Annotated in this window: 22 protein-coding genes; 8 read left to right on the forward strand and 14 right to left on the reverse strand. The window is 72.1% G+C overall.

Translation table 11 applies throughout. From position 1 onward, the window contains the following. Nucleotides 1-173: 173 nt before the first annotated feature. Nucleotides 174-1,034 (forward strand): helix-turn-helix transcriptional regulator, encoded by an 861-nt coding sequence (locus tag OG472_RS23910; protein WP_405942025.1) that lies wholly within the window; start codon nucleotides 174-176, stop codon nucleotides 1,032-1,034. A 50-nt stretch (nucleotides 1,035-1,084) separates the two neighbouring features. On the opposite strand, the gene OG472_RS23915 is transcribed toward OG472_RS23910, so the two are convergent. Both OG472_RS23915 and OG472_RS23920 read right to left on the reverse strand, forming a co-directional pair. Beyond that, nucleotides 1,085-1,843, reverse strand: coding sequence for a VOC family protein (locus OG472_RS23915; protein ID WP_405943205.1), 759 nt, complete (start codon nucleotides 1,841-1,843; stop codon nucleotides 1,085-1,087). Nucleotides 1,844-2,108: 265 nt separating this feature from the next. Continuing rightward, a complete protein-coding gene (locus OG472_RS23920) occupies nucleotides 2,109-3,047 on the reverse strand; it encodes an alpha/beta fold hydrolase (protein ID WP_405942026.1) in 939 nt (312 codons plus the stop codon). 126 nt (nucleotides 3,048-3,173) lie between these two features. Between OG472_RS23920 and OG472_RS23925 the strand changes: the two genes are divergently transcribed. Next, nucleotides 3,174-3,797 (forward strand): TetR/AcrR family transcriptional regulator, encoded by a 624-nt coding sequence (locus tag OG472_RS23925; RefSeq protein ID WP_401609746.1) that lies wholly within the window; start codon nucleotides 3,174-3,176, stop codon nucleotides 3,795-3,797. Nucleotides 3,798-3,947: 150 nt separating this feature from the next. Beyond that, nucleotides 3,948-5,156 (forward strand): NAD(P)/FAD-dependent oxidoreductase, encoded by a 1,209-nt coding sequence (locus tag OG472_RS23930; RefSeq protein WP_401609743.1) that lies wholly within the window; start codon nucleotides 3,948-3,950, stop codon nucleotides 5,154-5,156. Nucleotides 5,157-5,216: 60 nt separating this feature from the next. Here the strand turns inward: OG472_RS23930 and OG472_RS23935 are convergent, their stop codons facing one another. The 4 genes from OG472_RS23935 to OG472_RS23950 all read right to left on the reverse strand — a co-directional run bounded on the left by OG472_RS23935 (nucleotide 5,217) and on the right by OG472_RS23950 (nucleotide 7,078). Continuing rightward, complete coding sequence (locus OG472_RS23935) at nucleotides 5,217-5,483, reverse strand: hypothetical protein (protein ID WP_401609740.1); 267 nt, start codon at nucleotides 5,481-5,483, stop codon at nucleotides 5,217-5,219. After that, a complete protein-coding gene (locus OG472_RS23940) occupies nucleotides 5,480-5,851 on the reverse strand; it encodes a DUF5994 family protein (protein ID WP_405942027.1) in 372 nt (123 codons plus the stop codon). Before OG472_RS23940 ends, OG472_RS23935 begins: the two co-directional genes overlap by 4 nt. Before the next feature lie 233 nt (nucleotides 5,852-6,084). Further along, a complete protein-coding gene (locus OG472_RS23945) occupies nucleotides 6,085-6,285 on the reverse strand; it encodes a hypothetical protein (RefSeq protein ID WP_401609738.1) in 201 nt (66 codons plus the stop codon). Between the two features lie 139 nt (nucleotides 6,286-6,424). Next, complete coding sequence (locus tag OG472_RS23950; RefSeq protein WP_405942028.1) at nucleotides 6,425-7,078, reverse strand: maleylpyruvate isomerase family mycothiol-dependent enzyme; 654 nt, start codon at nucleotides 7,076-7,078, stop codon at nucleotides 6,425-6,427. A 71-nt stretch (nucleotides 7,079-7,149) separates the two neighbouring features. Here OG472_RS23950 and OG472_RS23955 point away from each other — a divergent pair, with 71 nt between their 5' ends. From OG472_RS23955 to OG472_RS23965, 3 genes are all read left to right on the forward strand, one after another. Beyond that, nucleotides 7,150-8,076, forward strand: a complete 927-nt coding sequence (locus tag OG472_RS23955) for a LysR family transcriptional regulator (RefSeq protein ID WP_405942029.1) — start codon at nucleotides 7,150-7,152, stop codon at nucleotides 8,074-8,076. Between the two features lie 203 nt (nucleotides 8,077-8,279). Then, nucleotides 8,280-8,774, forward strand: coding sequence for a hypothetical protein (locus tag OG472_RS23960; RefSeq protein ID WP_401609729.1), 495 nt, complete (start codon nucleotides 8,280-8,282; stop codon nucleotides 8,772-8,774). A 129-nt stretch (nucleotides 8,775-8,903) separates the two neighbouring features. Then, nucleotides 8,904-10,172, forward strand: coding sequence for an ATP-binding protein (locus OG472_RS23965; RefSeq protein WP_401609726.1), 1,269 nt, complete (start codon nucleotides 8,904-8,906; stop codon nucleotides 10,170-10,172). A gap of 27 nt (nucleotides 10,173-10,199) precedes the next feature. Here OG472_RS23965 and OG472_RS23970 read toward each other — a convergent pair whose 3' ends face one another. The 6 genes from OG472_RS23970 to sigJ form a co-directional block, all read right to left on the reverse strand. Next, entirely contained in the window at nucleotides 10,200-10,487 is a 288-nt protein-coding gene (locus tag OG472_RS23970; RefSeq protein ID WP_401609723.1) for a hypothetical protein, read from the reverse strand. A gap of 54 nt (nucleotides 10,488-10,541) precedes the next feature. After that, nucleotides 10,542-10,808 carry a hypothetical protein gene (locus OG472_RS23975; protein WP_401609720.1) on the reverse strand — a complete coding sequence of 89 codons (267 nt, stop codon included), beginning with the start codon at nucleotides 10,806-10,808 and terminating at the stop codon, nucleotides 10,542-10,544. Between the two features lie 94 nt (nucleotides 10,809-10,902). Next, nucleotides 10,903-11,091 carry a hypothetical protein gene (locus OG472_RS23980; protein WP_401609717.1) on the reverse strand — a complete coding sequence of 63 codons (189 nt, stop codon included), beginning with the start codon at nucleotides 11,089-11,091 and terminating at the stop codon, nucleotides 10,903-10,905. 5 nt (nucleotides 11,092-11,096) lie between these two features. Then, a complete protein-coding gene (locus tag OG472_RS23985) occupies nucleotides 11,097-11,672 on the reverse strand; it encodes a DUF5994 family protein (RefSeq protein ID WP_405942030.1) in 576 nt (191 codons plus the stop codon). Nucleotides 11,673-11,921: 249 nt separating this feature from the next. Further along, nucleotides 11,922-12,413: an anthrone oxygenase family protein gene (locus tag OG472_RS23990; RefSeq protein WP_401609711.1), complete on the reverse strand. Its 492-nt coding sequence runs from the start codon at nucleotides 12,411-12,413 to the stop codon at nucleotides 11,922-11,924. 55 nt (nucleotides 12,414-12,468) lie between these two features. After that, nucleotides 12,469-13,434, reverse strand: a complete 966-nt coding sequence (gene sigJ / locus OG472_RS23995; protein WP_405831178.1) for an RNA polymerase sigma factor SigJ — start codon at nucleotides 13,432-13,434, stop codon at nucleotides 12,469-12,471. A gap of 171 nt (nucleotides 13,435-13,605) precedes the next feature. Here sigJ and OG472_RS24000 point away from each other — a divergent pair, with 171 nt between their 5' ends. Both OG472_RS24000 and OG472_RS24005 read left to right on the forward strand, forming a co-directional pair. After that, nucleotides 13,606-14,010 carry a hypothetical protein gene (locus OG472_RS24000; protein WP_401611147.1) on the forward strand — a complete coding sequence of 135 codons (405 nt, stop codon included), beginning with the start codon at nucleotides 13,606-13,608 and terminating at the stop codon, nucleotides 14,008-14,010. 178 nt (nucleotides 14,011-14,188) lie between these two features. Continuing rightward, nucleotides 14,189-14,632, forward strand: a complete 444-nt coding sequence (locus tag OG472_RS24005; protein WP_405942031.1) for a hypothetical protein — start codon at nucleotides 14,189-14,191, stop codon at nucleotides 14,630-14,632. 77 nt (nucleotides 14,633-14,709) lie between these two features. On the opposite strand, the gene OG472_RS24010 is transcribed toward OG472_RS24005, so the two are convergent. Then, complete coding sequence (locus OG472_RS24010) at nucleotides 14,710-16,461, reverse strand: prolyl oligopeptidase family serine peptidase (protein WP_405942032.1); 1,752 nt, start codon at nucleotides 16,459-16,461, stop codon at nucleotides 14,710-14,712. Beyond that, nucleotides 16,448-17,668 carry an MFS transporter gene (locus OG472_RS24015; protein ID WP_405942033.1) on the reverse strand — a complete coding sequence of 407 codons (1,221 nt, stop codon included), beginning with the start codon at nucleotides 17,666-17,668 and terminating at the stop codon, nucleotides 16,448-16,450. The genes OG472_RS24010 and OG472_RS24015 overlap by 14 nt, the downstream gene beginning before the upstream one ends. Nucleotides 17,669-17,716 lie beyond the last annotated feature (48 nt).

A 17,716-nucleotide genomic window follows, 5' to 3' on the forward strand; every position in this document is an offset into this window, starting at 1 on the left:
GCTGCTCCTTCTGGCGCGGTGCGCTGCGGCGGGCTGCGGTGCGTTCCGGTGGGTGCCGGGGAAGGTGTTCGCCCCGGCTCCGCCCACACTGCCGCCGCGCTGCCGGGGGCGGCAGAGCCTCGCTGAACCTGGGACCGGCGATCCCTGGTTACGGCGCGGACGCCTCCGGCAGGATGATCCACATGACGATCGACCGCCGTGAACTCGCCGACTTCCTCCGCCGCTCGCGCGACCGGGTGCGCCCGCAGGACGCGGGTCTGGTCGCCGGGCCCCGGCGGCGCACGCCGGGACTGCGGCGCGAGGAGGTCGCCCAGCTCGCGGGCATGTCGGCCGACTACTACATCCGGCTGGAGCAGGCCCGCGGCCCGCAGCCGTCACCGCAGATGCTGTCCGCGCTCGCCCGCGCCCTGCGGCTCGGTGACGACGCGCGCGACCACCTGTACCTGCTCGCCGGGCACCGCCCGCCCGCCGGGCGGGTCGCCGGCGACCAGGTCGGTGCGGGTCTGCTGCACCTGCTGGACCAGCTGCACGGCACTCCCGCGCAGGTTCTCAGCGACCTGGGGGACGTCCTGGCCCAGAACGACATGGCCCGCTCCCTGCTGGGCGGGGTGTGCACGGTGTCCGAGCACGGCCGCAACGTGATCTGGCGCTGGTTCGCCGATCCGGCCGCGCGGGACGCGTACCCGGCCGAGGAACACGAGCGGTACAGCCGGGTGCACGTCGCGGACCTGCGGGCGGCCGTCGGCCGCAGGTCCGCGGACCCGGCCTCCACCCGTCTGGTGGAGCGCCTGCGGGACGCCAGCGAGGAGTTCACCGCCCTGTGGGAGCTGCACGAGGTCGCCGTCCGCCGCCACAGCCGCATGCGTGTGATCCACCCGGTCGTCGGCCCCGTCGACCTCGACTGCCAGGTGCTCCTCGCCCCGGAGGGCGAGCAGCGGCTCGTCCTGCTCACGCCCCCGCCCGGTACGGACACGGCCGACCGCCTCGCCCTCCTCCGGGTCCTCGGTACGGAGCAGTTCACGCCGGCCGGCTGACCCGGCCCGCGGCGGGGGCCGTGCGCGCCGGGCGGTACCGCGGCGGCCGGTCAGGAGCGGCCGCGGCCCGCCGGGCCGACGATCCCGAACAGGGCGCCGTCGGGGTCGCGCAGGGTGATCTCGTGGGGGAAGAGGCCGGAGCCGGTCACGGCGTCGGTCGCGGGGACCGTGCTGCCGCCCAGCCCGGTGGCCGCCTTCACCGCGGTTTCCACGTCGGGCACCCGGAAGTGGACGTGCCAGTGGGGCCGCAGGTGCGGGTCGGGAGCCGCCGCGAGGGCTCCGCCGTGCAGCCGGGCCACCGTCCGGCCCGCGTGGCGGAGCTGGATGCGGTTGCTCTCCTCCACGTAGGCGACCTCGCAGCAGCCGCTCTGCCCACAGGCCCACTCCAGGACCTCGCCGTAGAAGATGGCGGCGTCGAAGGCGTCCCGGGTGCGCAGTTCGAGCCAGGCCGGAGCGGCTTCCGCTCCCATGTCCCAGTCGGGGATGGCCTCCCCCTGCCAGATCCCGAAGACGGCGCCGTCGCGGTCGGAGGCGAGCGCCGCCCGTCCGGTGCCGAAGGCCAGGGGGCCGACGGCGACGGTTCCGCTGCGTTCGAGGATGCGGGCGGCCGTGACGTCGGCGTCGTCCACGGCGAAGTACGGGGTCCAGGCGACGGGGGCCGTGACCGTCGGGGGCAGGGCGCCGATGCCGGCCACCGGGACCCCGTCGCTGAAGCCGACGGTGAACCCCTCCCCGAGCCGGGCCGATCCGAACTGCCAGCCGAGGACCGCACCGTAGAAGGCCTGCGAGGCGCCGGGGTCGCGGGCCATCAGGCTGACCCAGCAGGGCGCGCCGAACGATTCGTGACTCGATGTCGACACGTCCACCCCATCCGCTGGTGCGCCCCCAGGAGCCCCTCCCACGGTAGGCGTGGCCGCCCCGGAGACGGTGCGTAGGTGCGGGGGCGCATTCCGTCGGGCTACATCCTCGTACCGTCTCCCGCCGCCCCCGGGGCGACACGGCGTACGGGCACCCGGACGGCCCCCGCCCCGGCCGGACCCCGGCCGACTGTCCGGACGGCGTGATCTGCTTGTTCTAGCCCTGCGCCTCGGCCGGGTCGAGGGAGTCGACGTCCTCCATGAAGCTCAGCATCCGGGCGTTGACCACGTCGGGGTGGTCGATCTGCGGGCCGTGCCCCGTCGCGGCGATGATCTCGGCGCGGGCCCCCGGGACCAGCCGCGGTACGCGCTCCAGCTGCCGCTGCGGGTGTACGAGGAGGCTGCGCTTGCCCATGATCAGGTAGAGCGGGGTGCGGAGGGAGCGCAGCGCGTCCTCGGCGAGGGGCAGTGGTGCGGGACGGCGGATCCGGAAGGCCCGGGCGCCCGCATGGATCCACGTCCGCAGTTCGGGAACGGCGATGACCGGCTGTTCCAGCCAGGAGGCGAGGCGCGGGCGCAGCGCCTTGGGGGCGAAGCTGGCGAAGAGGCTGACGAAGACCCAGGCGAAGAAGCGCAGGCCCACCTTCTCCAGGCCGCCGGGGTCGAGGGCGGTGACCGACGCGAGCCGTCCGGGCCGGCGGTGCGCCATGTTCAGGACCAGCCAGCCGCCGTAGGAGGAGCCGACGAGGTGGACCCGGTCGAGGCCGAGGCCGTCGAGCGCCTCGTCGAGCCACTGGGCGGCACGCTCCGGCTGCCACATGGGCTCGCGGTGGACGCTGCGGCCGGCGTCGCCGGGGGTGTCGAGCGCGTAGACGGGGCGTTCGGCGCTGAGCGCGGGGGTGTTGGGGTACCACATGGCGGAGCAGTAGCCGGCGCCGTGGATCAGCACGACGGGCGTGCGGGACTCGGCCGCCGGGTCGGTGGGGCCGTACCGGTAGACGTGCGTGGTGCCGTAGTTGGTCTCGACGTCCGTCTCGGAGCGGGCGGGCGCACCCATGGCGTAGACGGCGTCGCTCGCGGCGAAGTAGCGGTCGCGCAGCTCGTCGTTCACGTAGCGGCCGACGTCACGGCGCACGTGGGTCGTGTTCTCGGGCACGGGGCACCTCCGGGAAGAATCCTTCTTCGTGGTACGACCGTACCACGATCATGGTGCGGCGGTACCATGAAGGCGTCCGGGGAGCCCGGACCGCGAATTCGACCGACGGGGCGGAGACACCGGCAGATGCCGAAGCGCGTGGATCACGAGGAACGGCGCGCCCAGATCGCCGAGGCGCTCATCCAGGTCGCGGGGCGGCGGGGGCTGCATGCGGTCGGCATGCGGGACGTGGCCGCGGAGGCCGGGGTGTCCCTCCGCCTCGTCCAGTACTACTTCGAGACCAAGGAGAAGCTGCTCTTCTACGGACTCCAGCACCTGACCGACCGCTTCACCGCGCGGGTGGGCGCCCGCCTGGCCGCCGCGGGCCCGGACCCGGGCCCGCGCGCGACGATCGAGGCGCTGCTGCTGGCCTCCCTGCCGACCGACGAGGAGAGCCGCACCTTCCACCTCCTCTACAGCTCCTACTCGATCCTGTCCGTGACCGACGAGGCGCTGGCCGCCCAGCCCTTCATCGACAACCCCGACGCCGCCGAGAACGCCCTGACCGGCCTGCTCGAACAGGCCGTGGCGTCGGGCCTGGCCGACCCCGGCATCGACGCGCGCACGGAGGCGATCAGCCTGCTCGCGATGACGGCGACCATGGGCACCAGCATCCTCGTGGGCCAGCGGGGCCCGGAGTCGGCCCTCGCCGTACTCCGCCACCACCTGGACCGGATCTTCACGCCCGCCCCGAGCCGGCCGGCCCCCTGAACGCGGGCCGGGGGTTCACCCGTTGGAGCCGAACCGGGGGAGGACCTCACGGGCGGCGCAGGCGCGTGAAGTGACCTGCCTCACATGCTGTCACAGCGGCCGGGCAGCCGGTGTCTTGAGGTCGAAGCCCCAAGAAGCGGAGGACACACCATGGCCGAGAACTTCGATGTCGTCGTCATCGGTGGCGGTTACGCAGGCGTGATGGCGGCCAACCGCCTGACGCAGCGCGGCGACGTGCGAGTGACGCTCATCAACCCGCGGGCGACCTTCGTCCACCGGATCCGCCTGCACCAGCTGGTGGGCGGGTCGGACAACGCGGTCGTCGACTACCGGGAGGTCCTGGCCGACGGCGTGCGGCTCGTGGTCGACACCGCGACACGGATCGACGCGGCCGGGCGCCGCGTGGCGCTGGCGTCGGGCGGGGCGGTCGGCTACGACTACCTGCTGTACGCGGTGGGCAGCGGCAGCGCCGACCCGCGCGTGCCCGGGGCCGCGGAGTTCGCCTACCCGATCGGCACGTTCGAGGAGGCGCAGCGGCTGCGGCCGGTCCTCGACGCCGCTCCCGCGTCGGCCGCGGTGACGGTGGTCGGAGCCGGTCCGACGGGCATCGAGACCGCCGCGGAACTGGCCGAGCAGGGGCGCGCCGTGACCCTGGTCTGCGGTGGGGTGCTCGGCCCGTACCTGCACCCGCGCGGCCGGCGCTCGGTGGCCGGGCGGCTGGCCCGGCTCGGGGTGACCGTGCTCGACGGCCCCGGCACGAAGGTGACGGCCGTGACCAGCGACGCCGTACGGCTCGCCAACGGCCGCGAGGTCCGGAGCGAGGTGACCATCTGGACCGCCGGCTTCGCGGTCCCGGACCTGGCCGTGCGCAGTGGGCTGGCCACCGATGCCGAGGGCCGTCTGCTCACGGACGAGACGCTGACCAGCGTGGACGACGTACGCATCATCGCGGCCGGGGACTCGGCTGCTCCGTCGGACCTGCCACTGCGGATGAGCTGCCAGGCCGCGATGCCCATGGGCGCGCGGGCCGCCGACACGGTGCTCAGCCGGATCGCGGGCGAGCAGCCCGAGACCCTCAACCAGGCGTTCGGCGCCCAGTGCATCAGCCTGGGCCGGGCGGACGGCATCTTCCAGTTCGCCAACCGTGCGGACGTCGCGGTGTGGTTCAAGATCGACGGGCGCCTGGGCGCGAAGCTCAAGGAGACCGTGTGCAAGGGCGTCGTCGAACACCTGGCCGGAGAGGCGCAGAAGCCCGGCGGGTACCGGCTGCACCGCATCTCGGGCGGCCCCGGCCGCCGGCAGCGGCTGGAGGCCAGGCGCGCCGCCGAGGCCCCGGCCACCGCCGACCAGGCGGCCTAGACCTGCGTTCGTCGAACGGGACAGGGCCGGGCGGCGGTCAGATCGCCCGCTCTTCGGCCGTCAGATCTCGTCGGAGTGCGGGCCGCTGCCGGCGGGGGTCCTGCTCGCTGCCAGCCAGGAGCGGACAGGACCGGCGGGTGTTGCCGTGTCCACGGTGAGGTGGAGGCGGGTGTTGCCGTCGAGGGCGGGGTAGCTGCGCTGTTCCGTCCCTGCGAAGCAGCGGCGGAGCGCCTCCGCGACCGCTCGGGCGGCTTCCGGAGTGTGCGCGATGATCCGGACCTCGGCGTGCCCGAGCGAGGGCAGTATCTGGGTCTCGATGTACTTCACGCTGGCGTGTTCCCTTCGTAGGGGGCAGAGAATCGGCGGGTGGGCGCGGGGGCCCGGCCCGTGTGGGGCATGCGCCCGGCCTCGGGCACCGAGCGCGGTACGACCGGCCGGCGGTTGGCGTTCACGGAGACGCGGGGGGTGATGCAGGTGATGCAGGTGATGCGGGGGATGCGTCCCCAGGGTTCGTCCAGGGCGGCAGCCAGGGCCGGGAGCTCGGATGCGAGGTCACGGGAGCGGGGCCGCGGGAGCGGGGCCACCGGGCACCGTCCGGCAGGCCGACGAGAGCGGTCTGCGGTGTGAGGGGCAGGCGCGCCGGAACACAAGGGAAGGACCACGCCGGACTCGGCGCGGTCAAGGTTCGTGGTCATGTCGCGGACCCGTCCCCGGACCGTGTGTGAACGGCCCGGTGCAGTGATCGCCGGAAACGACGTCCGCGTGGGAGCGGGTGTGCGACATACTCCCGGTTGCCCCACCGTACTCCGGTTCGGGGTCCTGGAAGCCGCTTCCGACCACTACATATGCGGCGGGGGCGCGACAGAGCCCGGCCGGGGTGGCTGTGGACCGGACGGGCTCTGCGTGTGGGGGGCGAACGGTTCGCTGGTCAGAACCCCTCGTCGTGCAGGTCCTCTTCGCGCAGCAGGTCGTCCTCGCGGCGCCGCGAGGTCTCCTTCTGGCCGGGCTTGTGTCCCTTCTCACGGGACGACTTGCCCGGCTGCGGCTGCGCGGGGTCTCCGGGGCGATGGTGTTCGTGCGCCTCGCGCCCCTTGCCCGGTTCCTGGCGCTTGTCCTGCCTACCGTCCATGACGGCGACTCCTCTTGGTGCGGGGTACGGATTCCTCACGCATCACGCTGACACGCGCACGGTCGGTCTGCACCATTTCGGCGGCGGGACGAGGCGCACGGGTGAGCCGACCCCGGCGGGGCAGGGCGCATGGCCGCCGTCACTGCCTCCCGGCGAGGAAGCGGTCGCTCGACGCGCCGCGGAGGTGCCCTGCGGGGAGCCGCCGGCCGTAGGCGAGCAGGAGGAGGTCCTGTGCGGCGCCGGACAGCGGCGTTCCCGTACCGAAGGACCAGTCGAGGTCGTCGGCGCGGAGTTCGATGCCGCCCAGGTCGGCTCCGAAGAACGTGACGGTCCGGGCGTTGACGGTCCCCAGGAGGATGCGCACGCGATCTTCGGGCACCCGCCGGCCGAGGCCCAGCGCGACTGTGATGTCCAGGCCGTGGATCACATCGTGGCCCAACGCCGCCTCGATCCCGCCGACCGGCGGCTTCCAGGGGTGATCCGCGTTGTCGCCGAGGAAGGCGGCCAGTTCGCGCGTCGAATGGGCGGCCGCGTCCTTGTGGGCGCACCGGTCGGTCATCCGGTGGAGGCTGCCCCGCGCTCGGATCAGTTCCCGCACCGTCTTGGAGAGCGAGTACCGGAACCCCATCGTCATGTGGGCCGCGACCTCCCGTACCCGCCACCCCGCGCACAGGGTCGGCGCGTCCCACTCCTCGGCCGACAAGCCGTCCAACATGGCGGCCAGCTCCCGGCGTTCGGCCGCGATCGCGGCTCTGACGTCCGAGGCAGGCATCCGTTCCGTCGTGTTCCCCATGGCTTCAAGGCTCTCGGCCGGCCTGCCATAAGTCCAAGAGTTTGCATGTCTCGCAACTAGAATGATCCGTTATGGACATCCGGCAGCTGCGGTACTTCGTCACGGTCGCCGAGGAAGCCAACTTCACCCGCGCCGCCGCCCGTCTGCACCTGGCACAGCCGGGCTTGAGCGCCCAGGTCCGCCGGCTCGAGAAGGAACTCGGGCACCCGCTCCTCGACCGCTCCGGCCGATCGGTGACCCTGACCGAGGTGGGCGAGGCCGTACTGCCGTACGCGCGGGCCGCGCTCGCAGCCGTCGAGGCGGTACGGCAGACCGCGGACGAGTTCACCGGACTGCTCCGCGGACACGTCACCCTCGGCCACGTGTCGGGCGCTGCCGCGGCAGCCGATGCGTTCGACCTGGCGGCCGTCCTGGCCGGCTTCCACGAGGACCACCCCCGAGTGGAGATCGCCCTGACCGAGGACACCTCGGAGCGGATGCTCGCCGCGCTGCACCGGGGGGAGCTCGACGTCGCCGTGATCGGGCTCGCGGACGAGGAGGCCCCACCCGGGATCTCCGTCCAACTCCTGGTCGACGAACCCCTGGTCGCGGCCGTCGCCCCGGACGACCCCGCCCTCACGTCCCCGGACCGCGCGAGCATCCCGTTGACCGAGCTCCGCGACCGTCCGCTGATCAGCCTGCCGTGCGGCACGGGGCTGCGCGGGGTACTCGACCGCGCGTGCGCGCAGGCGGGGTTCCGGCCCCGCATCGCCTTCGAGGCGGCCGCTCCGCCGTTCCTGGCACAGCTCGCCGCCCGCGGTCTGGGCGTGGCGGTGGTTCCGGCCCCCGCCGCCGGAGCGGCTGCGGCCCTCGGCCTGCGGACGCTGGAGATCACCGAGCCGCGCCTGCGCGGCCGGGTCGCCCTGGCCTGGCGGACGAACGGCCCCTCCGGCCCCGCGGCCACCGCCTTCCTGGACCGGCTGCGTACGGGCCTCACCGTGCCCGGCAACTGCCCGTGAATAACCCGCAGCTGACTGATGGTTACGAATATAGGGTGGTCGGATCCGATCAGATCGCGGTCCCTGGAGGTTGTGCGGTGTCCGAACTCGGCGACTCAGGTCCCTCGCCCGGCTCCGTACCCCCGCCCCCGGCTCACGCGCCTCGCCCCTCGCTTCCGCCGCTGCCGGCCCACGCGCCGAGCCCCGGCCCGAACCGGGGGCCCGTGATCGCCGCGCTGATCACGGCCGCGGCCACCATCGCGGCCGCGGTCATCGCCGCCGTCGCGATGGGCGGCCACGACGGCAAGCCCCCGGCGCAGCCGGGCCCCGTCGCCGTCACCACCGCCCAGCCCCCCGTCGCCCCGCCCACCCCCTCCCCGACGGTCTCGAAGCCGGTCCAGTCCCTGCCGGTCCAGAGCCCGGCACCTAAGGCGTCGAAGAACGCCCGTATCGAGGCGAGCCCGGACAGCGGTTCCAGCGGCACGGTGGTCACCCTCACCGGCTCGGGCTTCGCGGCGGGTGAGCGGGTACGTCTCGTCTTCAACGGCAGCTACGGCAAGGAGTGGGAGCTCCGGGACGTCACGGCCTCGGCCGATGGCGGCTTCGTAGCGGAGATCAAGGTTCCGGCGGAGGGCGCGGACAACCAGCAGAGGTCCGTCGAGGCCAAGGGGCTGGACAGCAAGCGGACCGCGGACACGCCGTTCACCACCACCGAGTGACCCGGTGCGCCCCGCCCGGCCGCGGAGGCCGGGGCACGGCCGGAGCACGTGGCGCGAGCCGCCTCCGCCGCGCGCATCCCGCGCACATCGGCCGATGATGGGAGTACGGCCGAACACGCGGAGCTGATCATGGCGGGTTGGCGTGTCAGGGACTACACCCAGGACGATCTCGAAGCGGTGATCCGAGTCGATGCGGAGAGCAGCAGGGCCGAAGAGCCGCCCCTCTTCCCGCTCTCGGACGCCGTGGCGGCGCTCCAGGCCCTCCACCCGGCGGTGGTGGCCACCGCGGATGAGGTGGTGGTCGGCGCGGCGGTGAGCAGGGTGGAGGGCGACCGGGCGTGGATCCTGCGCATCAGCATGGCGCCTGCCTGGCGGCACCGGGGGCTGGGCAGCGACCTGATCACGGCTCTGGAGCACCGGCTGTTCGCCGGTGGTGTCCGAACGGTGCACGCGGTCCTGCCCGACGGCGAGACCGGTGCCGCCGCCCTGCACAACTGCGGCTTCGGCGCCCGTCCCGGCCTGGTCCTCTTCGAGAAGCGCGGGCGGGTGACCCCTCAGGCGGTCAGCATGCTCTCGTCGCTCGGAGCGGAGCTGCCGCCCGGGGGACTGTGGCAGAAGGTCGTGGGCATGCAGAGGGAGAAGCAACTCATCGAGCGGCGCCTGGTCCTGCCGCTGGCCCATCCCGAACTGGCCGACCAGCACGGAGTGGAGCTGCCGCGGGCGGTGATGCTGTTCGGTCCGCCCGGGACCGGCAAGAGCACCTTCGCGCACGCCGTGGCCAGCCGTCTGGGATGGCCCTTCCTCGAACTGTTCCCCGCCCGGCTGGCCGCGGAGTACGGGCTGGCGAACGGGCTGAACCGGCGCTTCGACGAGATCGCCCGGCTCGACCACGTCCTGGTCTTCATCGACGAGGTCGAGGAGATCGCGGGCACCCGGAGCGGCGCGGACGCGACAGCGGTCGGCGTCGTCAACGAACTGCTCAAGGCGATCGTCCGGTTCCGGAGTCAGGACGGGCGGCTGCTCGTCTGCGCCACGAACGACGTGACCACACTCGACTCCGCGTTCCTGCGGCACGGTCGTTTCGACTACGTGCTGCCGATCGGCCCGCCCGACGACCGTGCGAGGACCGCACTGTGGGAGAGCTACCTGGCCCGAGCGGGCGCGGAGGCCGACAGCGCGGTGCTGGCGACCGCCAGCGAGGGGTTCACCCCCGCCGACATCGCCCATGTGGCGCGTACCGTCTCCCAGGTCCAGTTCGAGCGCACCTTCGACACCGGGACCCGGGCCCGTCCCACCACCGAGGACTACCTGGGCACCATCGGCGAGACCAAGCCCACGGTCAGCGCGGCCATGGCGCAGGAGTTCGCCCACCAGACCGAGAAGTTCGCCCGCATCTAGGGCCTGGCTCAGGGCCTGTCTTTCGCATCAGCCCCGGCCGTCCGTGGCCGTCCCTTCCTCCTCGGCCTCCATGCGCCGTATTCCCTCGTGGGTGAGGGTGACCATCGCGGGGGTGTTGCCGGGCTCCCAGTCGACGGTGACCAGCCCTTCGCCCGCCAGGTAGGTGCAGGCGGCGGCCAGATCCTGTTCCGGTACGTGGAGGTCGCGCCGCAGCTGTGCTCCGGTGACGCCGAGGAGACGGTTGCCCTCGACGGCTTCGTACAGGACCCGGAGCACCTGATCGCGGTAGGTCTTGCGTTCGCGCAGTGTGGCCATGACCGCGTCCTTTCGTGTGCGGGGTGGATGGGCTCCGGGGCCGGTAGGGGCTCCTCAGATCTCGTCGGAGTGGGCGCCGGTGCCGGCGTGGGTCCTGCTGGCGGCCAGCCAGGAGCGGGCGGGGCCGGCGGGTGTTGCCGTGTCCACGGTGAGGTGGAGGCGGGTGTTGCCGTCGAGGGCGGGGTAGCTGCGCTGTTCCGTGCCTGCGAAGCAGCGGCGGAGCGCCTCTGCGACCGCTCGGGCGGCTTCCGGAGTGTGCGCGATGATCCGGACCTCGGCGTGCTCGAGCGAGGGCAATGTCTGGGTCTCGATGTACTTCACGCTGGCGTGTTCCCTTCGTGGTGGGCGAGAGACCGGCCGGTCGGGGCGCCGTGGCGCCCCGACCGCTGCCCCCGGTCGGAGGAAGGTCTGTTCCTCACCGGTCGGCACCCGTGTGGTGGGCTCGACGACCGGTGTCGTCCGGCAGGCCGGGAGGCCTCGGCAGGGGGTCGCTGAAGTGGTAGGCCTCGATCCGCGCGTCGTGCTGGGCGTTCAGCAGGTGGATCCAGCGCATTCCGATGCCGATCATGAGGATGATCACCGCGATGAGGACGATGGTCTCCACGGAGCTCACCTCCAGCCGATTCCGGGCAGCGGCAGGGTGCTTCGGTCCATCGGGTTCCCGAAGGGGGACATGCAGGACCCGCCTTCGCCCTCCCAGGTGGCTTCCCGGCGGCGGGCGTCGCGGATGCCGCGCCCGATGACGGCCTCGTTGGCCATCAGGACGCCTGCCGTCAGGGCGCTGCCCGGGATCGCGGCGGCGGCCATCAGCCGGGCCGCGGCTGCGGGCTCGGTCTCGGGCGGGATCACCAGGAGGTCCCAGCGGCCGACGGTGTAGGAGAGCAGGATCAGCTTGTCGGGGTCCTGCTCGGTGAACCAGCCCACGTGCAGCAAGCGTCCGGCCATGGGAACCGTGTGCGGGATGACGTGCCAGCAGGCGGGGTTCACGGTGACGCGGGTGATGCGCCCCCAGGGCTCGTCCAGAGCGGCGGCCAGGGCCGGGAGCTCGGCTTCGAGGTCACGGGAGCGGGGCCACCAGGCACCGTCCAGCTGACCTGCGAGGGTGGTCTTCGGGGTGAGGGACAGGCGTGCCGGGGACTCTGCGGCGAGGTCGCGGGGCGCGGTCCGGTCGAGGGTGGTGGTCATGGTGTGGACCTGCCCCCGGACTGCCCGTCGGCAGCCCGGTTTTTAGGCGATCGCCGGAAACGACACCCGCGTGAAAGCCGGTGCGCGAAGTACTCCCGGTATTTCCACTGTACGCCTGTTCAGTGGGCTATAGCCGTTCTGGCCAGGTATTTTCCGGCAGGTGGTGGAGCGGGTGGCGGCGACCTCCCCAGGGCACCGCCGGGGGCACGCCACTCATGGCGGCGCCCGGTCTCGGCGCCCCGATCGTCTTCAGGCCGGGGTGGTCTGCGGCTGCTTCCGGCCGGCCGGCGGCTGTCTCAGGGCGAGGGTGATCAGCAGGGCGAACGCGGTGAGGGCGGTGAGTGTGCGCAGGTTGTTGAAGAGTTCCCAGCGCTGCAGGATCTCCGCGTGATCTGCCGGTGCGGAGGTGAGTGCCCATTCCTTGATCCGCCCGTTGATCGGCACGTTGCCGAGCCGGGTGATCAGGAAGGAGGCGAGGGTCAGCAGGGCTGCGGCGGCCGCGAGCAGCCGGGCGCGGCCGCGTGTCAGGGCCGCGAGGGTGAGGGAGCTCAGCGCCGAGACCGCCATGGCGGCCTGCATGGTGATGCCGTTCATCTTCATCAGCTCGGCGTGGAACGACAGCCGCATGTCGAGGGGTACTGCGTTGAAGGTGGGGACGAGGTTGGCCGCGCCGTAGCCGAATGCCCCGGCGAGGAGGCCGGTGGCGAGCAGGGCGAGTCCCTGAAGGAGTCGGATGCGCATGTTCGTGGGCTCCAGTACGTGGGTGCGGGATGGCCGGAGCCGGACCTGTGGTGCGTCACCGGCCGTCGTCGTGTGCTCGGTCTGGTCCGTGCTCGGTCCAGGGGCGGAGTTTTTCCGGGTTGCGGACGGCCCAGATGCGGGTGATGCGGGTGTCGGTGAGGCTGAAGGCGGCCACGGTGACGGTGGTGCCGCGGTGCTGGGCGACGAGGCCGGGCCGGCCGTTGACCGTCCGTTCCAGGAGGGTCAGTCCGGGTGCCTTGTCGGCGATGTGGATCAGGTACTGGGCGATGTTCGTGCTGCCTTCGACGGGGCGCAGGACGGTGCCGACCAGGCCGCCGCCGTCGGCGGTCATGGTGGCGTCGGGGTCGAGGAGGTCGACGAGTGCCTTGATGTCCTTGGCCTCCCAGGCTGCTTTGAAGTCCCGTACCAGGCCGGCCTGTCCGGGTGCGGGGGCGGCGGGGGTCCGGGAGGCGTGGATGCGCCGGCGGGCGGAGGTGGCGAGTTGGCGGCAGGCGGCGGGTGTCCGGCCGACGATCTCGGCGACTTCGGGGAAGGGGTAGCGGAAGACGTCGTGCAGGATGAAGGCCACGCGTTCGGCGGGTGTCATGGATTCCAGTACGACGAGGAAGGCCATGTTGACGGATTCGTCGAGGGTGATCCGGTCGGCGGGGTCGGCCGGTTCGGTGGTGCCGGCGCCTGTCCGTCCGCTGATCCATTCGGTGCGGTCGGGCAGTGGTTCGGGTATCCATGCGCCGACGTAGCGTTCGCGGCGGGCTCGTGCGGAGCCGAGTACGTCGAGGCAGATGCGGCTGGCGACGGTCGTCAGCCAGGCGCCGGGTGACTCGATGGCCTGCTGTTGTTGCCGCGACATGGCGTACCAGCGGGTGTAGGTCTCCTGGACGGCGTCCTCGGCCTCGGCCAGTGAACCGAGCAGCCGGTAGGCGAGGTTGATCAGCTGCCGCCGCTCGTCGACGACCGCACTCAGGCCCGGTTCCGGCGGGGTGTCTGCGGGGGTGTTCATGGTCGCGACCGCTCCCTGGTTCTTCTCGTCCGCTTCGGCTCTCGGTACTCCGACGAAACACCGCACCGGATTGTGAGTCCTGCGCTTCGCCTCACATTTCGCGGCCCTGTGTCGTCGGACCATCGAGACACTGACGATCCACCGCCGCGAGGCAGAAGAGGGGGCCGCGCCATGGCCACGCAGACGACGGCAGTACAGGGCAGGATCACCTTCGAGCAGGTCGCGATAGCCCTGCAGACCTTGTCCATCTTCTTCCAGGCGGCAACCGCCGGACTCCTGCTGTCCACGTCGTACGGCGAGACACTGCACGGCGTCGGAGCACGCGTGATGTACGGCGCGACGATGCTGTACGTGCTCGCCGCGGTCCTGGCCTGGCGCCCGGGCGGCGGCTCGCCCCGCCCCATCCTGTACGCGTCCGGCTTCCTCGTCCTCGCCTCGGTCCAGGTGGTACTGGGCATCGCACGCGTACCGTCGGTCCATGTCCCCCTGGGCGTCCTGATGTTCGGCCTGAGCCTGCTGGACCTGGGCCGGGTCCTGTCCACCCGCCTGCCGGCACGCACCGCCAGACCGGCTTAGCCGCTAGGGCGATCCGCGTCCGAAAATGCGGATCGCCGTAGCGTCTGACTTCCCGTGCATGGTTCGCGGAGACGGGCCGGAGCCTGTCCCCTCCACCGGGGAGAAGGGGCGGCCCGCCCTGGGACTTCCGGCGTGCCACGTTTGCCTGACCTGCACCCCCACGCCGTAGGAGATGCAATTGGACCCGTCCGACCTGGTCGAGCTCCGGACCATGTACGTGTTCAGCCCGGCCGAGGGGGAAACCTGGGGGCTCGCTTTCGACGGGTTCGGATCTCACCTGCTCGCACGAAACCCGGACGAGTTCCTTCGGCTCGATGAAGGCCGGACGGGGGCGGTCCGCAGAGCCTCGCTGCACTTCGGGATCACGTGCGATGACGAGGCGCTGGAGGGCTTCGCGGTTCTGATGCCTACGGGGGTGGCCATCAAGGACTGCACGGCCCGCGCGGCGGCCGATTTCGTCGAATGGCTCCGTGACGCGGTGGTGCCGCAGGACAAGACCATCACCTTCAACACCGAGTGGGGGATCGAAGGGCAGATCCCGGACTCCCCGGTCCCCGAGGGCCCGCGTCCCCGGCTCGTCGCGTCCTTCCTCGCCCACCTCGAGAGCCTCGGCCTGGACTGAGCCCGAGGGGGGCCACAACAGGCGCCCCCTGGACAACGAAGCCCCAGGTCGTTGACCTGGGGCTTCGTGGTTGCTCCTCAGGGGAGGGGGTGTCCGAGGACCTCTGACAGGGCGGATTTGACGTGGCCGTAGCGGAGGATCACCTCGTCGACGTCGCCGGGCACATGCCCGAGCCCTGGTTCCGTCAGCAGTTTCCAGTCGAGGCCGTGGCGTACGGCCAGGTCCACGGCATCGCGGCTGTCGCGCCACTCCGTCACCTCGTCCTGGTCACCGTGGATCAGGACCGCGCGTGGTCCGGGCGGCGCAGCGGAGAGGTGCACGGGGTCGAAGACGCGTTGCGCGGGACTCGTCGACGCTCCGAGCTCGAAGCGTTCCCCGAACCAGTCCTCGTATGAGGTGTCCGCGTCGGCGGCGCGCTGCGCATGGGCACGGATGTCGATGAGGGGGGCACTGCACACGGCCCCGGAGAGGCCACCGTGAAGGCCGCAGCCCAGCAGGGCGAGCCCTCCCCCGAAGCTGCCGCCCAGGAGGGCGATGTCGGAATCGTCGAGACCCCAGGTGCGCGCTGTCGCGATGCACGCCCGGAGGTCTTCCTCGAAGGCGCGGGTCCAGTTCTTCCAGGCGCGCCGGGTGTGGTCGGTTCCGTAGCCCAGAGAGCCGGAGTAGTTCAGCCCCATGACGGCGATGCGGGCCTTGAGCAGGTCCCGGTAGAGGCCGTCCCATCTCAGCTCGTCCCGCTCGACCGACTCGGGACCGCCGTGGAGCGAGATGACCAGGGCGACCGGTGGCTCCTCGGGCAGGTACTCGAGCACCGGGGTTCTGCCGTACGTGACGTGCCTCAGTCCGGCACCGCCGTCGTGTGCGGGGATGTCGCCGCGGCTTCGGTGCAACGCGCCCGCCTCGTCCAGCCAGAGCCATGCCGAACCGGCGAGCGTGCCCGCGCTGTAGAGGCCGATTCCGCGCGGACCGGCCACCCGGAAGCGCAGTCGGCCGGCGGGCGCGAGGGGCAGGGGTTCGGCCTCGCCGGTCTCGTCGGACCAGAGGTGCAGGACGTCGGCTCCGTCGATCGTCGTGATGACGAGGAGGCGGCCGGTCCCGTCGCGCAGGATGCGGGCATCGTCGACGTGCCCTCGCGTACCTGTGACCGGCCGGAGCGAGGAGCTGCCCAGATCCCATGCGACGAGGCGGGGCCCGTCTTCCGCGTCCTGGACGATGAGGCCGCGGCCGTCCCAGCCGTCCCGCCAGTGGCCCGGCACCGAGACCGGCGTCGTGCCCGTGACGGGACGCTCCAGGTGCAGGACGGGTTCCCGGGGACCTTGGTCCTGGCGGACGACCGCCGTGTCGTACCGCAGGTCCCAGTGGACGAGCTGGCCGCCGGCCCGGGGTGTGTGCACGGTGACGGGGCCGCCCGCGGACACCTGGTGGAACTCGGTCGCCCCCCGTGCGTCCTGGACCGTGAGGACGAGCACGCTCGCGCCGCTCTCGTCCCGTCCCTCCAGAACGTCGTGGATGGTCCACGGGCCGTTCGCCGTCGCGGGCAGGGCCGCCTGCCAGTGCTCCTGTGTCCCGTCGAGTCCTGTCTCGACGACGGCGAGGCGGGGCCCGCCGTCGAGGGTCACGGACGTGAAGACCTCACGGGATTCGGCGTAGAGGATGGCGTCCCCGTCGAGGGCCATGCTCACGACGCCGGCTCCGCTCTTTCCGGAGACGGCGTCCTGATCGCCGATGTGGAGGGTTCCGTCCTCGCCCACCTCGCCGAGTACGGGACGGTCCCCCCAGGAGAGGAGGTGCCGCTGACGCTCTGTGAAGAAGGTTTCAGGGAGCCGCATGACCGGCCTCTTTCTCGGGGACGTCCGCCGTGGTCCTGCGGAGGTATGCGTAGAAGGCCGGCACGAGCAGGGCGTTGGCGAGGGTCAGCCCGGTCGCGATCAGCACCGTGTGCGAGCTGCCCAGCTCCTTGTAGAACCAGCCGCCGAACGCTCCCCCCAGGGAGTCTCCGGCGAGGAACGCACTCTGCACGAGGCCGAAGAGGATCCCGGCGATCCCGGCGGGGAAGGCGTTGAGCTGGAGCAGTTCCTGCGAGATCGCGGCCCCCAGCAGGAAGGCCCCCCGAAGGGCGAGGGCACAGGCGGCCACCCAGGGGCTGACCGACATCGCGAGCACCAGCGTGGCAGCGGCGCAGCTCGCCTCCGACACCAGGAAGACGAGCATGGGCGGCCGCTCGCGCAGGAACTTCCCGGCGAGCGCGGCGGTGGTGAGGCGCACCACGCTGGCCACGGCGAGCACGAGACCCACCCAGGCCACCGGAACCCCGCGATCGGCCAGGAGCAGCGGCAGGTAGGGGCTGAGGACACTGGCGTACAAGCCCATGAGCAGGCCGAGTCCGACCACTCCCAGGGCCAGGACCTTGTGCTCCTTGGCCACCGCACGGAATCCCCGGGCCTTCTTGCCCGAGGTGTCCTCGGCAGGCCCTTGGGGAGGGTCGTGCGGCCGGCTCGGTGGGATGCACAGCAGTCCGGTCAGTACGCAGCCTGCTCCCAGGAGAAGGACCGCGACGTACCCCCGGTCCCCCTGGCCGATGAACACGGCGAGCGCACCGGCGGAACCCATGCCGAGAGCCATGCCGGCCTGGTTCATGAACTCTCGCCGCGAGACGATCCCCGCTCGTTCTGCCTCGGGCACGTTGAGCAGCGTCCAGGTCCGCAGGGCGATGAACACGGCGGAGGCGCCCAGGCCCGCGACGAGTCCCGAGAGGATCGCCACGGGCGGGCTCGCATGGAAGACGCGCAGGGCCATGCCCGCGGCGTAGAGGACCGTTCCCCAGGCGAAGACGGGCCGAGGCCCGGTACGGTCCGCGATCCGGCCGATGAAGACGGACGCGGTCCCGGCGATGGCCATCGCGGTGTAGGAGAGACCGAAGGCCACGAGATGGTCGTGCGCGTCGAAGTACAGCGGGTGCACCGTCTTGGACAGCCACATGCCCGTGAAGAACAGGAACGTGAAGGCCGCGATGCGACGGGCACCGGGTATTCGCAAGGAGCCTTCTTCAGCCGCGGGTTGGAGTTTGGACACCGAGAGCCTTCG

It is taken from the genome of Streptomyces sp. NBC_00207 (genome assembly GCF_045160965.1).
Taxonomy (GTDB): Bacteria; Actinomycetota; Actinomycetes; order Streptomycetales; family Streptomycetaceae; genus Streptomyces.